The sequence below is a fragment of the Cupriavidus sp. H18C1 genome, from assembly GCF_049311595.1.
GTDB lineage: Bacteria > Pseudomonadota > Gammaproteobacteria > Burkholderiales > Burkholderiaceae > Cupriavidus > Cupriavidus cauae.
This window is the reverse complement of sequence record NZ_CP186008.1, coordinates 383,143-397,615: the sequence shown is the minus strand read 5'-3', so window position 1 is coordinate 397,615 and position 14,473 is coordinate 383,143. Positions and strand designations below refer to the sequence as shown.

The window sequence follows — 14,473 nt, the reverse complement described above, 5'->3', positions numbered from 1 at the left end:
ACTCACAGTCGAGGCAGCGATGGGCGTACTGACCGATATGGCGCATGAACTGGCGGCGCAACTGCGCGCCGCCTTCCGCCAGCACGACCGGCTGCTGCGGCTTGCCACGCCGCTGGGCGAGGACGTGCTGCTTGCCGAGCGTCTGCTCGCGCGCGAACAGCTCGATGGCGGCGGCTTCCGCATCGAGTTGTCGGCGCTGTCGGACGACGCCAGGCTGGACCCGGTCGCCTTGCTGGGGCAGCCGGTCCGCATCGATCTGCTGACGCAGCTCAGCCGCGACAAGCCGCGCGCGTTGCACGGGCATGTGACGGTGTTCGAGCGCGTCGGCGCCAATGGCGGCCTGGCGCGCTACCGGCTCGTGATCGAACCGTGGCTGGCCTTCCTGCGGCATCGCCGCGACAGCTTCCTGTTCCAGGACATGTCGGTGATCGAGGTCGTCGACAGCGTGCTCGGCGACTACCGCGGGCAGGGCAAGTTGGTGCCGGAATGGCGCTGGGCGGTGGCGGACACCGCGGTCTACCCCAAGCGCAGCGTGGTGACGCAGTACGACGAGTCGGATTTCGACTTTGTGACCCGGCTGCTGGCCGAGGAAGGGCTGTTCTACTACTTCGAGCACGAGGCGGCCGATGGCGATGCCCTCGGCTTGCATCGGATGGTGATCGCCGATCGCAACGATGTCTTCAAGGACAACGCCCAGGCCAGCATCCGCTTCGGCCGCGCCGATGCCACCGCCTCGGAGGACGTGATCACCGAATGGCAGGGTGAGCGGCAATGGCAGACCAATGCGGTCGAACTGGCGACCTGGGACTATCGCACCGCCTCGCTGCGCAGCGCGACGCTGAGCACGCACCATGACAACGGCGAGCAGGCCAGCCCGCTGACCGACACCGACTACGTCGGCCAGTACGCCTTCGAGGACGCCGAGCAGGCGCAGCGCATCGCACGCATCGCGATGGAATCGCTCGAGGTCCGCAACAAGGCCTTCCATGGCGGCGGCACGGTCCGCACGCTGGCGCCGGCCACCGCGTTCTCGCTGCTGGACCACTACGAGCACGATGGCGACGAGGAAGACGGCCGCCGCTTCGTGGTGCTGTCGGTCACGCACGAGGCGCGCAACAACTTCAACGAGGGCTTCGGCCAGGCCTTGCTGGCAATGACGGGCCTTGCCACCGCGGGCGACAACGAAACCCTGCCGCTATACCGCAACCGCTTCACCGCCGTGCGCGCGAGCGTCCCATACCGGCCGGCGCTGCGCGGCGAGGACGGCCGCCTGCTGCATCCGCGGCCGACCGTGCGCGGCAGCCAGACCGCGCTGGTCGTGGGCGATGGCGGGCCCGTCCACACCGACCGCGATCACCGCATCAAGGTCCAATTCCATTGGCAACGCGGGGGGCGTTCGTCCAGCCGGCAGTCCCACCCCGCCGGCGACGACAACGCCCGCGCCGAGTCCGCGCTGGGCTGCTGGTTGCGCGTCGCCACGCCGGTGGCCGGCGACAACTGGGGCGGCGTCGCGCTGCCGCGCGTCGGCCAGGAAGTGGTGGTGGAGTTCGTCAATGGCGATATCGACCGCCCGGTGGTCGTCGGCGCGGCCTACAACGGCGCCGGCGAGACCGACGCGCAGATCAACAAGCAACAGGCCGGCGCCGCGAACGCGACCGGCAACGCGCCCGCCTGGTTTGCCGGCGAGGGCAAGAACGACAAGGCGCACGCGCACAACGCCGTGCTGTCCGGCATCAAGACGCAGGCGCTGTCCGCCAGCCAGACCGGCAACGGCGGTTACAACCAGCTGGTGTTCGACGACACCCAGGGTCAGAGCCGCACGCTGCTGTCGACCACGCAGGCCGCGACGTCGCTGACGCTGGGCCACCACCTGTTCCAGCGCGACAACGCCCGCGAGGCCGATCTGGGCCACGGCGCGGCGCTGGCCACCGACGCCTCCGGCAGCGTCCGCGCCGGCTCCGGCCTGCTGATCGCCGCCGAGGACGGCAGCGTCACGCAACCGCTGCTGCAGAGCGAGCAGGCCGCGACGCAGGTCGAGGACAGCCTGGAGCTCGCCCGCACGCTGGCGCAGCAGGCGGCCAAGCAGAAGGCCGCGCTGCCAGGCGAGCCGGCCGCCGATACGCTGCCGGCGCTCGAATCGCTGAAGCGCAGCGGTGAAGTGTTGCGGACCGAAGCCAAGGCAGAGGACGGCGGCTCGGCGATCGCCTACAGCGAGCCGCATCTGGTCGTGTCGGGCCCGAAAGGCGTGGCGCTGTCGACGCCGGCCGATGCGGTGCTGGTCGCTGGCACCAATGCAACGCTGGTGGCGGGCGAGCATGTCAATGTGGCGGCCGGCGGCAACCTGGCCGTCGCGGTGGCCGATGGCTTGAGCCTGTTTACCGATGGGCAGGGCGGATCGGCGGGATCTGGTTCCGGGGCGGGCGCCGGATCGGGCTCGGTATTGGGCTCCGGATCGGGCTCCGCATCGAGTGGCCAGCGAACGCAGGCCGCGCAGAAGGGCGGCGACGCGAACGGCATGGCCCTGCACGCCGCCACCGGCAAGGTCGAAGTCGCCAGCCTGACCGGCGCCAGCCGCTACGCCGCCGAGCGCACGGTGACGATCGCCTCGACGCAGGCCAATGTCACCGTCGAGGGCAAGCAGCATGTGCTGCTGAACGCCGCCGGGGCGCAGATTCGCGTGCTGGGCGGCAAGATTGAGTTGCATGCGCCGGGCAAGGTGGAGTTCAAGGGGGCGGGGCATCGGTTTGTGGGACCGGGCGGCGGCGAGGCTAGCAATTCGCTGGCCAAGGGTGACCTGGGGCTGTGCGAGTTCAAGACGCGCGGCGCGGAAGCCGCCGGCGATGCGCTGGTGCCATTGAGCTGATGGCGATGTTCGATCTGCATCATCGCTTTCTGGACGATTTCACGCACGTCGTGCTGAGCCCGCTGCAGCTGGGACGGCAAGCCGTGGCGGCGTATCCGGTGACGCCGTTGCTTCCTCGCGGCGTCGACGTGCAGCCGCACCTGATGCCGGCACTGCTGGCGCTGGCGGAGCTGGATCGGCAGGCAAGAATCGGCCTGATCGATGCCGCGTTGCGCTGGCAAGAGGACTACCGGCGCCCGTATTTCAGCGCCTGCCTGGTCAGCGAGCATTCGACCGAACGGCTTGCCCATCATCTCGGTACGGCGCAGCTGCTGAGCGTGCCGGACGGCGGCCGCTTTCTGCTGCGCTTCACCGATCCGCGCGTGATGACGCAATTGCTCGGCATCCTCGACGACGCGCAACTCGACGCCCTGATGGGGCCGGTGGCGCAGTGGCATTGGGTCGATCCGACCGGACAGCGGCGCCAGCGCCTGTCGAGCCACGATCCCCATCTGCCGCTGCGGGTCCGGGCCAGGCAGATCGGGCCGCTGCGTCGCGTGGGCCTGGTCAACGGCTGCCTGCAAACGCTGGTCAGAAGCGGTTGGCCGTGCACGGACGCCGTTTCGCTGGGCCGCCAGCTGGATGACGCGCTGGTCGAGGCCACGCAAGGGCACGGCTTGCGCGATGAAGCGGACCGCCGGCTTTACGCGGTCCAGTGTGTGGCGATGCAAGGCCGCCCGGAGGCGCATCCCGCCCTGAAGGCAGCACTGTCGAGGGCAAAGGCCGGCGAACTGAGCTACGTCGGCGCCTGTGCCGAACTGACCGATGACCCGCTGGGCGTTCCGCCTGCGACCGGGACGCACGACAACGATCGACTATGGGAAAAAGCGACATGAACGCAGCCGCCATCGAGGAAGCGTCCAAATGCCCGTTCTGCGACAAGGAAGGCCTGCCGATCCTGCCCGTCCGCTACGCGATCGGCCGCACCGGCAAGAGCAAGAGCGGCCGGCCGCTGGGGCCGGTGCCGCCGGTGCTGGATCCGCAGTTCGGGGGACAAGGTGACGGCCATCCCGTTGCCCGAGGACGTGGCGCGCTACACGCTGCGGCTGCTCCGCGCAGGTTACCTCTACGTCTTCAACGAGAAGCGCGGCCTGTGGTCCGCCTACGTCGTGACGGAGGCCGGCTACTTGTATGAATTCGACTTCAACGACCCGGCGCCGCCGCTGCCCGAGGACATCGAGTTCACCTGCAGCAACAAGCAGGATGCGGTGATCGCGCGTTGCATCACGGTCAAGGACGCCCATGTCGCCGGACCGGTCTGGATGGGCTTCTCGGACGTGATGTGGACCGAGGAGGTCAAGAAACGGCACAAGCGCCAGGCCTGGCGCGAGAAGCATATGCGTCGGATCGATATCGACAAATGGCGCGGGGGCGGCGCGGCCTTGCCGCACGTGGCCCCGCTGACGGACGCCAGCAAGCTGGTGGCCGAGTTCCGTGCGGAGGGCGCGACGGTCGAGGACACGCCCGCGGCGCCCATGTCGGAAAGCCACCCGGACGCGATCACCCTGCCGACCATCGTGGTCAAGGCATATCCTGCCTTCAGCTTCTCGCCGCACGACTTCAACGCCTGCAAGGAGCAGGAGGCCGATCTGCTCAAATGGGCCGAGACGGCCGCCGCCCCGTATCGGCCGGCCCTTGCGGCATTGTGGGACCCGGTCGGCATCGCCTCCGACCTCGACCCGCTGATGCACCAGTGCTACGAGGACTTCCTGTACGAGGACCCCGACCGCGCGCGCAAGCTGGCCGTGTCGCAGGCGATCATGTCGATACGCGAGTCGATCGGCAACCATGCCGAACTCGAGGTCATGCGTACGGCCGAGGAGAGCGCCCAGAACGTCGAGATCTACGGAACCGCGGATCCGCACGCGATGCCGATTCCGGGCGGTGCGGGTCCGGAGACCATGGCGGCCGGCAAGATGCTGGCCGAATGGCTGCTCGGGGAACCCGAGAAGGCGCGCAATCGCAGTATCGCCGAGGCCTACCGCGACGTGCCCAAGGCACGCCTGCACCAGGCGCGCAGCAACTCGTGGACCAAGTACGAGACGCGCATGGTGACCGGCGCGAAGCGCTATGACGAGAAGGCGCGCGACGATTTCCAGAAGGCATTCGACCGGGCACTGGACGGGTTCAACAAGAAGACGATCGATCCGCTCGCCAGGGCGCACCGTGCCTGGCTGGAGAGCGAGTCCATGGCCAACGTGTTCGCCTGCAACTACGACGAGACGAATATGCGTAGCGGCGAGGCCTATACCGGCGCGGTCATGCTTTGCATCGGGAACACGCAGGACAAGCCGGTCTGCTTCGAGCTGTACAAGAAATGGCTGGAGGGCAGTCCCGACGACCAGAAGAACCTGCTGCTGCGCGCGCTTGGCTTCAATCAGCAGGACGTGCTCGCGGCGGCCGCCAAGGCGTCGTCGAGCGGCGTGGATCCGTGGAACCTGTCCTGGCCTTCGCTGATCAAGGTCTACGACTTTGCCTTCCAGCGCGTGTCGAACCCGGGCACGGCTTCGTGCCTGATCGCCAATTTCATCCTCGGCATCAACGGCCCGTTGGCGTGGGCGCTGAGCAAGGCGACCGCCGATGGTCCCATCAAGGGCATCGCCGTTCTGTTCGGCATGCTGTCCAGGAAGGCGATGGTGCCGCTGCAGGTCCAGGGCGACTACCGGACGTTCCGCCGCGAGCTGATCCGCAAGATCCGCAACCTGAGCGCCGAGGCGGGGCACGATGTGCCGTCGCGCCGGGCCTTGTATGACCCGGTCGAGCTGGAACTGCGGCGCCTCGAGGTGCATGGGCTGCCGATGGAGGGAACGACAAGCAAATCGTTCCTGGTGCTGGTCGATCCCGGTCATCTGAAGAGCATGCCTTCCGGTCTGACCAAGGCGCAGCGTACGGCATGGTTGGCGCGCTCGTTGCGGCTGCCGAACCAGTATGCGCTGATGCGCCTGCCCGGCGCCTGGAAGGGCGTCATCAATACCGATGTGCGCGTCGGCGCGGCCTCGTCCGTTCTCGATATCGTCCTGCTGATCAAACTGTGGAGCGACAGCGACGATTCGATGAACCACAAGGTCGCCGATACCTGGGGGCGCATCCTCGGCGGGGTCGTCGGCGTGGCGGGCGGCATCATCGAGTTGGTGTCGAAGGTCGCCAAGGCGCGCGTCACATTCGGCCTGCAGTTCGGCCGCGCACTGGACGCGTCGCTGGCCAAGATGCTCGAGAGCCTGGGGCGCCGGGCGACCGCGGTCGGTGGCGTCATCATCGCCGTGCTGGACCTGAACCAGGCGCGGCTCGAATTCTCGGAGGGCAATGTCGTCGTCGGCGGTCTCTACGTACTGTCGGCGGCGGTGGGCTTGCTGATGGTCTGGGCCGTTTATGTCGGCATGACCGGCTGGGGCATCGTGATTGCCATTGTGATGTTCGTGATCGCGGGGCTGATCGCCTGGCTTGCCGACGACAAGATCCAGGACTGGCTGGAACGCTGCTACTGGGGCAGCCTCAGCGACGAGCGCTACGGGGACGTCGAAGAGGAGATGGAAGAGCTGAAGCTGGCCACGAAGGACTGATATGGATTTCACGGGACTGGTGCGCAAGTATCGCGTCAACCGGCCAATCGACGACGACGAGCGCGCTCACCGCCTGCGCCAGGGGCAGCGTCTGCAGGTCGAACCGCACGATCAGCTCTGCGTGATCAAGATCAATTCGAGCTATCTGGATTCGGTCGACCGCTACTACGATTCCCGCGGTGCGCTGACGCTGATGGCGCTGGTCGTGATCGCCGTCTGCGTCGGCGGTTTCGTCGCCATGAGCCTGGCCGCGCAGCGGCCGCTGGCGCTGGGCCTGTACACGCCGGGCACCGTTGCCGCCTTCCTCGGGTTCGCGGCCTTCGTGATGGCGCCGATCGTGGCGCTGTCGGTATGGATGGCGCGCCGGGAACTCGGGCGCTACACGCACTATCCGATCCGGCTGGATCGGCGCAACCGGATGCTGCATGTATTCCGGCTGGATGGCAGCATCCTGAGCGTGCGCTGGGACGATGTGTTCTTCACGCTGGGGCGCTGTTCCGGCTCGGTTCAGCCCGTGCGCGATATCCGCGGTCTGGTGCTGGATCGCGACGGCGTCACGGTGCGCGAGCAGTTCGCGTTCTCGTTGTGGGAAGTCGATCCGCAGCGCTTGAAGGCGCACTGGGAATTCCTGCGGCGGTATATGGAAGAGGGGCCGAAGGACGTGATCGAGCGGATCCGGTACTGTGTGCCGATCGACGGGCGGCGCGAGCGCTTTCGCGTCGGCCTGGAACGTGTCTTCGCCAACGACGCCGGTTCCGCGCCGATCTATTGGCTGATGTGGCCGTTCAATCTTCTGCTGGCGTGCAGCCGCGCGCTGGTGATGGCGACTTGCCGCGTGCCGGTCTGGCCCAAGAACATCGAGGAGGCCGCGCCGGTCTCGAAGGACGATCCCTATGTCAAGGATGCAAGCATCAATCCGCGCCATCTGCGCTGATCGCCGGGTCGCGGGCGATTTCGGGGCGTCGCGGCGCGCCGGATGGAAGGCGTCGCTGACGGCTGCGGTGGCCTTGATGGTCGTTGCAGGTGTGGCGGGCGCGGCGGGTGCAGCGGGCGCCGATAGCGCGGCGCTGGAATTGGCCGCCAAGCGCGTTTCCGAAGCCGTCGCCACCGGCGAAGTGATCCCCCGCCGCGAAGGGCACACTGAAGCAGCAAGGCGACAAGGTCCCGCCGCAACGCGCCGCCTGCCTGTCGGCGATGGAGCCGCGCACGGTCGCCAACCGGATCGGCTATCCGCTGGCGGAGGATTTCTCCAAGGAGGAATTCCTGGCCCTGACCCGTTTCCTCGATACCCCGGAAGGCAAGCGTATCCAGCAAGCCCGAGCGGAACGGCTGGCGTCGGGCAATCTCGTTTTCCGGTTGACGCCCGAGGAGTCCGCGGCGGTTGGCAAGGCGCTGCCGGCGCCGCTGGCGGCCAAGTGGTCAGCCGGCGCTGCCACGCAACCGAAGACGCTGCAGGCGATGCGCAAGGTGTTCGAGGAGCAGCAGGCGATCTGCCGCAATGAAGAAACCTCATCGCGTCCCGCAGCGTCCGCGCCGGCCAGCTATCGGGAAGGGCTGCCGCCCAATGTCGGCTGCTCCCAGCCGCGGCTGAGCCTGGTCAGCGAGTTGCCTGACAAGCCGGTCTCCGTGACCGTGCGGGTCTGGATCGGCGAGGATGGCTCGGTCGCCCGCACCGCGGTGGAAAAACCGTCGGGCTTTCAGCCTGTCGACAACGCGGCGCGCCGGGCGATGAACGGCATGCGTTGTTCGACTCGAGGTAGCGGTGCCTTGGTGCCGTTCACGACGACGCAGTCGTTTGTGGTACGAGCAGGCGGCTAGCCAAGGAGTTGCTGCGACGATGTTCCCTCGTGAGTACGACTACTGGCGCAGCCGAAGCTCCATCGCCCGAAGCAGGGAACGCCTCGGCCTCAACGAACAGCGCTTGTGGAGCGTCAAGGAGAGCCTGGATCAGGAGGGGGTAATTCTGCCAAATCACTCCGTGTACGCCCAGAACGATACCTACCTGGAGTTGACCAATCCAGGCTGGGAATATCAATGGAAGTACGCGATGGCGGCAGCAACGGTATTGATATTCTGCCCGCCAGCCATCTGGGCCTGGTACAGCGTGGCCGTTCACCCGCTCTTGTTCGGAACTATTGTTCCGTTCTTTTCTTCGCTACCCTACGAGTCCGATATGGCGCCGCTGTTTTGGGGAGGGTGGCTGTTGTTCTTCCCAATGGCGATCGCTGCGGCCGCGCTCTTATTGATATTCTTTCATCATATGGCGGGCCGCACTGCCTTCTTCACTTACCCGCGAGGCCGCATCCGCTTCAATCGCAGGACACGCAAGGTCTATGTGCTGCGTCCCCGCTGTTGCGGTGGAAACCGGGTGTATGACTGGGACCGGATGTTGGCGGTGCTGGCGCCCGAGGGGGACGGCACCTAAGGATCGACAGATTCTGAAAGCACTGGCGCTATATCACCCGCCTGCCAATCCTGCCGACATGTCGGGGAAGGACGAGGACGTGATCTTCGTCGGGCCGACCATGCCTTCATACGAGTACACCGCAGGTCTGTGGGAATACATCCGCCTTTATATGGAAGAGGGGCCGACGGTCGAATACATCCCAAAGAACGCTCCAGAGGGGTATCGCGCCATTCCAAGACACCTTCCCCCCTATCTATACGACTTTCTGCGGAATGCCGAGCGCTGAACAATACAGGCTCGAAATGCGCCCGGGCGTCATGGAGACCTTCTATCAGACGCTGAGCCAGGCAACGTGCCGCTGGCCACGATTCCCGGACGAGTGGCAAAGCGACTCTGGAGTTGGCGAGCCGGAAGATAGGCCCGTGCAGGCGGGGGGCGGTCATGACGGCGATGGTCTATCGCGCCAAAGGCAAGCTGTCGAAGGACGATGAACTGGCGTTCCTGCGCCGTTGGGGTACCGAGGAAGCGCTGGCCCGCGCGATTGCATCGCTGTGATACTGCGCTACAACGTTGTCCTCTTCCCCCTCCCGATCCACCTCGAACACCTTGTGCTCGCCCAGCCGCCGCTTCAGCCACAGCCCGGCCTTGCCGAGCACATGCGCCTTTGCCCAAATGAGATCCACGCCGACCAGCCAGTCGGTGTACGGATAGGCGGTCAGCGGCAGCTCCACCAATTCACCTGATCCCAGTTCCGAAAGGATCAGTTGCCGCGGCAGCGTGGTCCAGCCCAGGCCCGTGCGCGCGAGTTCGAGCAGCGCCGCGTAGCTTTCCGCCTGCCAGCAGCGCGTCGCGTCGAGGTATTCGCTGCTGGGCAGCTTGTGGTTGTGGCCGCTGAACACCAGGCGCCGGTGCGCGCGCAGGTCGGCGAAGTCGACACGCTTCAGCTTCGAAAGAGGATGGTCGCGGTGCGCGACGTGCGACAGGATCAGCTTGCCCATCTGCGTGAAGCCCAGATCGCGCGGATAGGCGGGCTGCGAGAACGCGATGCCCAGGTCCGCTTCGCCGCGCGCGAGCAGTTCGGCCACGTCGCCATGCAGCGGATGGCGAATCTGCAGGTCGACGTGCGGAAAGCGTTCGGCGAAGTCGCGTAGCGGCGGCATCAAGGTCGAGTAGGGGACCTCGATCGCCAGCGTCAGCGCCGGTTCGACGCGTTCGCCCAGCTCGTTGGCATGCGCCTCCAGCTGCAGGCAGCGCTCCAGCACCAGTTCGGCTTCGTTACGCAGCTTTTCTCCGGCCGGCGTCAGCGTCGACGCCTTGCCGCCGCGTTCGAACAACACCAGGCCGAGGTCGGCCTCCAGGTTGGCGATGGCGGTGCTGACCGCGGACTGCGTCTTGCGCAATTGCCGGGCCGCGGCCGAGAACGAGCCGGTGCTGGCCACCAGGGTGAACATTTCCAGCTGATCGAGCGAATAGCGCATCGCGGCCTGGACTCCTGCCTGTCAAAAAACTGCCTGTCAGAAAACTGCCTATCAAAAAAATCGATGGCTGCCGATTTGGCCCGCCGCGCAAACCCGCCGGATTATGGCGCACCGATCCGGCCGGCGCAAAAGCGCGGGACCACAGACCAGACGGAGGAGACCACGATGAATTCGCAGCAGCAGGCGCACCCCGACCCGATGCAGCAGAACCCCGCCGCGCACCCGGCCAAGGAGCCGGCCGTCCATCCGGTCGATCAACGATTGCCGTTGCGGCAGCTGGCCAGCTTCGGCCTGCAGCATGTGCTGGTGATGTACGCGGGCGCCGTCGCGGTGCCGTTGATCCTCGGCAGCGCGCTCGGCCTGACCCAGCAGCAGATGGTCACGTTGATCAACGCCAACCTGCTGACCTCGGGCATCGCGACGCTGATCCAGACACTGGGCTTCTGGCGCTTTGGCGCGCGCCTGCCGCTGATCCAGGGTTGTTCCTTTATCGCGATCGCGCCGATGATCCTGATCGGCCAGCAATACGGGCTCAGCCACGTGTTTGGCGCGGTGATCGCCGCCGGCGCGCTGACCATCGCGATTGCGCCGCTGTTCAGCCGGCTGCTGCGCTGGTTTCCGCCGGTGGTAATCGGCAGCCTGATCGTGATCATCGGTGTCACGCTGATGCCTGCGGCGGCGATCTGGCTGGGCGGCGGCAATCCGGCCGCGCCGGACTTCGGCGCGACGCCGAATCTGTTGCTGGGCCTGGCGACGATCGCCATCACGCTGTTCGTCTACGCGCGCTTCTCCGGCTTGATCGGCAATCTGTCGGTGTTGATCGGCCTGCTGGCGGGCACCGCGATCGCCATGGCCTGCGGCATGACGAGCTTCGACGCGGTCGGGCGCGCCGCCTGGTTCGAGATCAGCCCGCCGTTCGCGTTCGGCGCCCCGTCGTTCGCGCCGATGCCGACGCTGGTGATGCTGCTGGCGATGCTGGTGATCATGGCCGAGACCACCGGCAATGTGCTGGCGATCGGCACCATCGTCGGCCGTCCCTCGACGCAGCGCACGCTGGGCGATGCCTTCCGCGCCGATGGGCTGTCGACCATGCTTGGCGGCGTCTTCAACAGCTTTCCCTATAACGCCTTCACGCAGAACACGGGGCTGATCGCGCTTTCGAACGTCAAGAGCCGTTATGTGGTGGCATCGGCGGGCGCCATCATGGTGCTGATGGGCCTGTTCCCGAAGCTTGGCGCGCTGATTGCTTCGGTACCGCGGCCGGTGCTGGGCGGCTGCGCGATCGTGATGTTCGGCATGACGACGGTGGCGGGCATCCAGGAGTTGTCGCGCGTGAGGTTCGACGGCACGCGCAACGCGATCATCGTCGCGGCATCCGTCAGCGTGGGGGTGCTGCCGATGTCGCTGCCGGCGCTGTTCGAGCGCGTCGAAGGGCCACTGAAGTTGGTGCTCGACAGTGGCATCTTTCTCGGGGCGATCACGGCCGTGCTGCTGAACCTGCTGCTCAATCGCGGGACTTCGCAAGCGGCGGCAATCGACAGCGAGCATGCCGACGCCGTCGCCACCAGCCAGCCTTGATTCCCGACGCGGCCATGCCGGCCGCCATCGCATCGCGCCACCAGGGCGCCTACTTCGCAGGAGAATCGTCCGATGCCAGCCATCGACACCCAGACCCGTACCACCACCGACACCCTGACCGAGCTCGACCTCCGTCTGCTGCGCCAATCGATCGCGCTGGCCGAGGAATCGAAGCAGAACGGCCGCCATCCGTTCGCCGCCATCGTGGCCGACGAGCACGGCAATATCGTCGCCTCGGCGGGCAACAACTCGATGCCGCCGCAGGGCGATCCGACCCAGCATGCGGAGCTTGCCGCGGCGGCGCTGGCCGCCAGGCGCCTGAGCCCCGAACAACTGGCCCGCTGCACGCTGTACACCAGCGCCGAGCCCTGCTGCATGTGCGCCGGCGCGATCTACTGGTGCAATATCGGCCGCGTGGTCTATGCGCTGTCGGAGCACACGCTGTTGGGGCTGACCGGCGACCATCCGGAGAATCCGACCTTCTCGCTGCCATGCCGCGAGGTGTTCGTGCGGGGGCAGCGCCATATCGAGGTGCACGGCCCGATGCTGGAAGAGGAGGCCGCGCGCTCCCATACTGGGTTCTGGAAGTAAGGCGGGGCAGGGGCTTCGCGCTTGCGACTGTTTGTCACCGTAGTCAGCGGGAGGCACCATGCCGGAACAACTGACCAAGCATCCGGACGTCACCTTGCAGGTGTTGCGCAGCGCCGGCGCGCGCTGCGGCACGGGAGAGACTCCACAGATCCTGAAAAGCTGTCCGGCCGAGCGCTTCTGCCAGCTGCCCGGCGGCGAGATCTGCGTGTTCGGGCTGCCCGATGCGGCCCGCATGACGCAGATCACGAAGGCCGACTGGCAGGCGCTGACCGCGACGATGGCCGGCGTGACGCCGACCGCCGCCCCGGGCACGCCGGGGACACCGGCGACCGCGCCGCCGATGGCGGCCTCGTGGCTATGGATCGTGATCGCCCTCGTCATCGGCTTGGTGCTCGGCGCCGTGCTGTCGCGCCGACGCCGCCCGCCGCCGTAAGCCGGCGCCGGTCACCGCGCTAAGCCGTGCCGCCCACCGCCCTGGGCCGGCGCCGGGGACGGCGCTGGGACGGCGTCTTGGGTGCCGGTTGGGGCGGCGTTCAAGCGGCGTTCAAGCGGCGTTCAAGCGGCGTTTAGGCGGCGTTCAGACATCGTTCAGAGGCCATGCAGGCGTCGTTCAGACGGCGACGGAGACGGCGCAGGGCACGAATCAGCCTCCCGGCTTGTTGCGAAACACCAGCGCCAGCCCGAGCAGGATCGTGACCATGCCGCCCAGCGCCAGCGGCGCCAGCCGGTTGCCCAGGATCAGATAGTCGAGCACCGCGGTGCCGGCCGGCACCAGGTAGAACAGGCTGGTCACGTTGACCAGATTGCCCCCCTGGATCATCCGGTACAGCAGCAGCGTCGCGCCGATCGAGATCACCAGCGCCATCCAGCCCAGCGGCAGCAGCAGCGCGGGCGTCAGCGAGACCTGGATCGGCTCGAACGGCAGCAGCGCCAGGCACATCAGCAGCGCGATGCCGTATTGCAGCGGCATCACGTCGATCGGCGCCTGCCGGATGCCTTTCTGCACGATGGTGCCGGCCGTCATCGTGGCCAGCGCGGTCAGCGCATAGAGCATGCCGGCCACGGGCGTGCCGGCGATGCCGATGCCCTGGTAGACCACCATTACCAGTCCCGCCAGCGCCAGCATCAGCCCGACCAGTCGCAGCGGCGAGAAGCGGCGCTCGGTCAGCAGCAGCGTCAGGATGGGTTGGGCGCCGAGCAGCGTGGCGAGCATGCCGGGCGTGACGCCGCGGTCCAGCGCCAGCAGATAGCAGATCGAATAGCAGCCGGTCAGCAGCAGCCCGACCATCGCGACCCGCGCGCGCTGCCCGGGCTCGGGCAGCCAGCGGCGCCGCCATGCGGCGATCGCCAGCAGCACGCCGAAGGCCAGCACGAAGCGCAGCGTCAGGAAGGCAAAGGCCGAGGCATAGGCCAGGCCCCATTTGGCGACGATCGCGCCGCTGCTCCACAGCAGCACGAACAGCGCGGTGGAGCCGTGGGCGGCCCAGGCATCGGGCAGCTTGACGCGCGAGCGTGACGACGGCCCGGAGGAGGAGGGCCGGGACGAGGTCAGCCGCGACGAGCTCGGTCGGGACGAGTTCAGTCGGGACGAGCTCAGTCGGGACGAGAGCGCCGACGACAGCGCCGACAAGGACAGCAGGGACAAGGTCGATCGCGCCGCATGCGCGAATCTTTGGAAGTTCATCGTTTCACCTGTCATTGGGGGTGACGGGCTTCGGCCGACCGTGGGCGAACGCCGGCGGCGAATGCCAGCCGGGCATCGTCGAGATGCGCGGCATCGAGCAGGCAGCAAAGGCGTTCGCGCGCGCCGGGCGCGCACGGTCAGACGGAAGACGGGAGGTCGGCTGGGGTCAGCCGAAGACGCGGCCGAAGACGCGGTCGCGGACGGCCGCGGGCGGCGGCGCTGCCGCTGCGACGACGGCGCGCGGCGGCGGTGCAACACCGGCCACGACAGCGC

12 protein-coding genes are annotated in these 14,473 nt (G+C 67.3%); 10 read left to right on the top strand and 2 right to left on the bottom strand.

Annotation, left to right across the window (positions count from 1 at the left end; genetic code table 11):
• The first annotated feature begins 19 nt into the window (after positions 1-19).
• From OJJOAM_RS01950 to OJJOAM_RS01920, 7 genes are all read left to right on the top strand, one after another.
• A complete protein-coding gene (locus OJJOAM_RS01950) occupies positions 20-2,863 on the top strand; it encodes a type VI secretion system Vgr family protein (protein ID WP_422648726.1) in 2,844 nt (947 codons plus the stop codon).
• 5 nt (positions 2,864-2,868) lie between these two features.
• On the top strand, positions 2,869-3,738 hold the full coding sequence (locus OJJOAM_RS01945; RefSeq protein ID WP_422648725.1) for a DUF4123 domain-containing protein: 870 nt from the start codon (positions 2,869-2,871) through the stop codon (positions 3,736-3,738).
• A gap of 162 nt (positions 3,739-3,900) precedes the next feature.
• Positions 3,901-6,462 (top strand): T6SS effector BTH_I2691 family protein, encoded by a 2,562-nt coding sequence (locus tag OJJOAM_RS01940; RefSeq protein ID WP_422648724.1) that lies wholly within the window; start codon positions 3,901-3,903, stop codon positions 6,460-6,462.
• A gap of 1 nt (position 6,463) precedes the next feature.
• Positions 6,464-7,396 (top strand): DUF6708 domain-containing protein, encoded by a 933-nt coding sequence (locus tag OJJOAM_RS01935; protein WP_422648723.1) that lies wholly within the window; start codon positions 6,464-6,466, stop codon positions 7,394-7,396.
• A gap of 260 nt (positions 7,397-7,656) precedes the next feature.
• Positions 7,657-8,280 carry an energy transducer TonB gene (locus OJJOAM_RS01930; protein ID WP_422648722.1) on the top strand — a complete coding sequence of 208 codons (624 nt, stop codon included), beginning with the start codon at positions 7,657-7,659 and terminating at the stop codon, positions 8,278-8,280.
• A gap of 19 nt (positions 8,281-8,299) precedes the next feature.
• On the top strand, positions 8,300-8,887 hold the full coding sequence (locus OJJOAM_RS01925) for a hypothetical protein (protein ID WP_422648721.1): 588 nt from the start codon (positions 8,300-8,302) through the stop codon (positions 8,885-8,887).
• 58 nt (positions 8,888-8,945) lie between these two features.
• The gene (locus tag OJJOAM_RS01920) at positions 8,946-9,155 is read left to right on the top strand and encodes a hypothetical protein (protein ID WP_422648720.1); all 210 of its coding nucleotides are present in this window, start codon (positions 8,946-8,948) and stop codon (positions 9,153-9,155) included.
• A 169-nt stretch (positions 9,156-9,324) separates the two neighbouring features.
• On the opposite strand, the gene OJJOAM_RS01915 is transcribed toward OJJOAM_RS01920, so the two are convergent.
• The gene (locus tag OJJOAM_RS01915; protein WP_422648719.1) at positions 9,325-10,347 is read right to left on the bottom strand and encodes a LysR family transcriptional regulator; all 1,023 of its coding nucleotides are present in this window, start codon (positions 10,345-10,347) and stop codon (positions 9,325-9,327) included.
• A gap of 165 nt (positions 10,348-10,512) precedes the next feature.
• On the opposite strand from OJJOAM_RS01915, the gene OJJOAM_RS01910 reads away from it, so the two are divergent.
• The 3 genes from OJJOAM_RS01910 (at position 10,513) to OJJOAM_RS01900 (ending at position 12,949) form a co-directional block, all read left to right on the top strand.
• Positions 10,513-11,925 carry a nucleobase:cation symporter-2 family protein gene (locus tag OJJOAM_RS01910; RefSeq protein WP_422648718.1) on the top strand — a complete coding sequence of 471 codons (1,413 nt, stop codon included), beginning with the start codon at positions 10,513-10,515 and terminating at the stop codon, positions 11,923-11,925.
• Between the two features lie 72 nt (positions 11,926-11,997).
• Positions 11,998-12,516, top strand: a complete 519-nt coding sequence (locus tag OJJOAM_RS01905) for a deaminase (RefSeq protein ID WP_422648717.1) — start codon at positions 11,998-12,000, stop codon at positions 12,514-12,516.
• A gap of 58 nt (positions 12,517-12,574) precedes the next feature.
• A complete protein-coding gene (locus OJJOAM_RS01900; RefSeq protein ID WP_422648716.1) occupies positions 12,575-12,949 on the top strand; it encodes a hypothetical protein in 375 nt (124 codons plus the stop codon).
• A gap of 210 nt (positions 12,950-13,159) precedes the next feature.
• Here OJJOAM_RS01900 and OJJOAM_RS01895 read toward each other — a convergent pair whose 3' ends face one another.
• Complete coding sequence (locus OJJOAM_RS01895; protein WP_422648715.1) at positions 13,160-14,200, bottom strand: DMT family transporter; 1,041 nt, start codon at positions 14,198-14,200, stop codon at positions 13,160-13,162.
• Positions 14,201-14,473 lie beyond the last annotated feature (273 nt).

Coding starts and splice junctions, on each gene's coding strand:
- OJJOAM_RS01950 (WP_422648726.1), top strand. CDS start 20: ATGGGCGTACTGACCGATATGGCGCATGAACTGGCGGCGCAACTGCGC.
- OJJOAM_RS01945 (WP_422648725.1), top strand. CDS start 2,869: ATGTTCGATCTGCATCATCGCTTTCTGGACGATTTCACGCACGTCGTG.
- OJJOAM_RS01935 (WP_422648723.1), top strand. CDS start 6,464: ATGGATTTCACGGGACTGGTGCGCAAGTATCGCGTCAACCGGCCAATC.
- OJJOAM_RS01930 (WP_422648722.1), top strand. CDS start 7,657: ATGGAGCCGCGCACGGTCGCCAACCGGATCGGCTATCCGCTGGCGGAG.
- OJJOAM_RS01925 (WP_422648721.1), top strand. CDS start 8,300: ATGTTCCCTCGTGAGTACGACTACTGGCGCAGCCGAAGCTCCATCGCC.
- OJJOAM_RS01920 (WP_422648720.1), top strand. CDS start 8,946: ATGTCGGGGAAGGACGAGGACGTGATCTTCGTCGGGCCGACCATGCCT.
- OJJOAM_RS01915 (WP_422648719.1), bottom strand. CDS start 10,347: ATGCGCTATTCGCTCGATCAGCTGGAAATGTTCACCCTGGTGGCCAGC.
- OJJOAM_RS01910 (WP_422648718.1), top strand. CDS start 10,513: ATGAATTCGCAGCAGCAGGCGCACCCCGACCCGATGCAGCAGAACCCC.
- OJJOAM_RS01905 (WP_422648717.1), top strand. CDS start 11,998: ATGCCAGCCATCGACACCCAGACCCGTACCACCACCGACACCCTGACC.
- OJJOAM_RS01900 (WP_422648716.1), top strand. CDS start 12,575: ATGCCGGAACAACTGACCAAGCATCCGGACGTCACCTTGCAGGTGTTG.
- OJJOAM_RS01895 (WP_422648715.1), bottom strand. CDS start 14,200: ATGAACTTCCAAAGATTCGCGCATGCGGCGCGATCGACCTTGTCCCTG.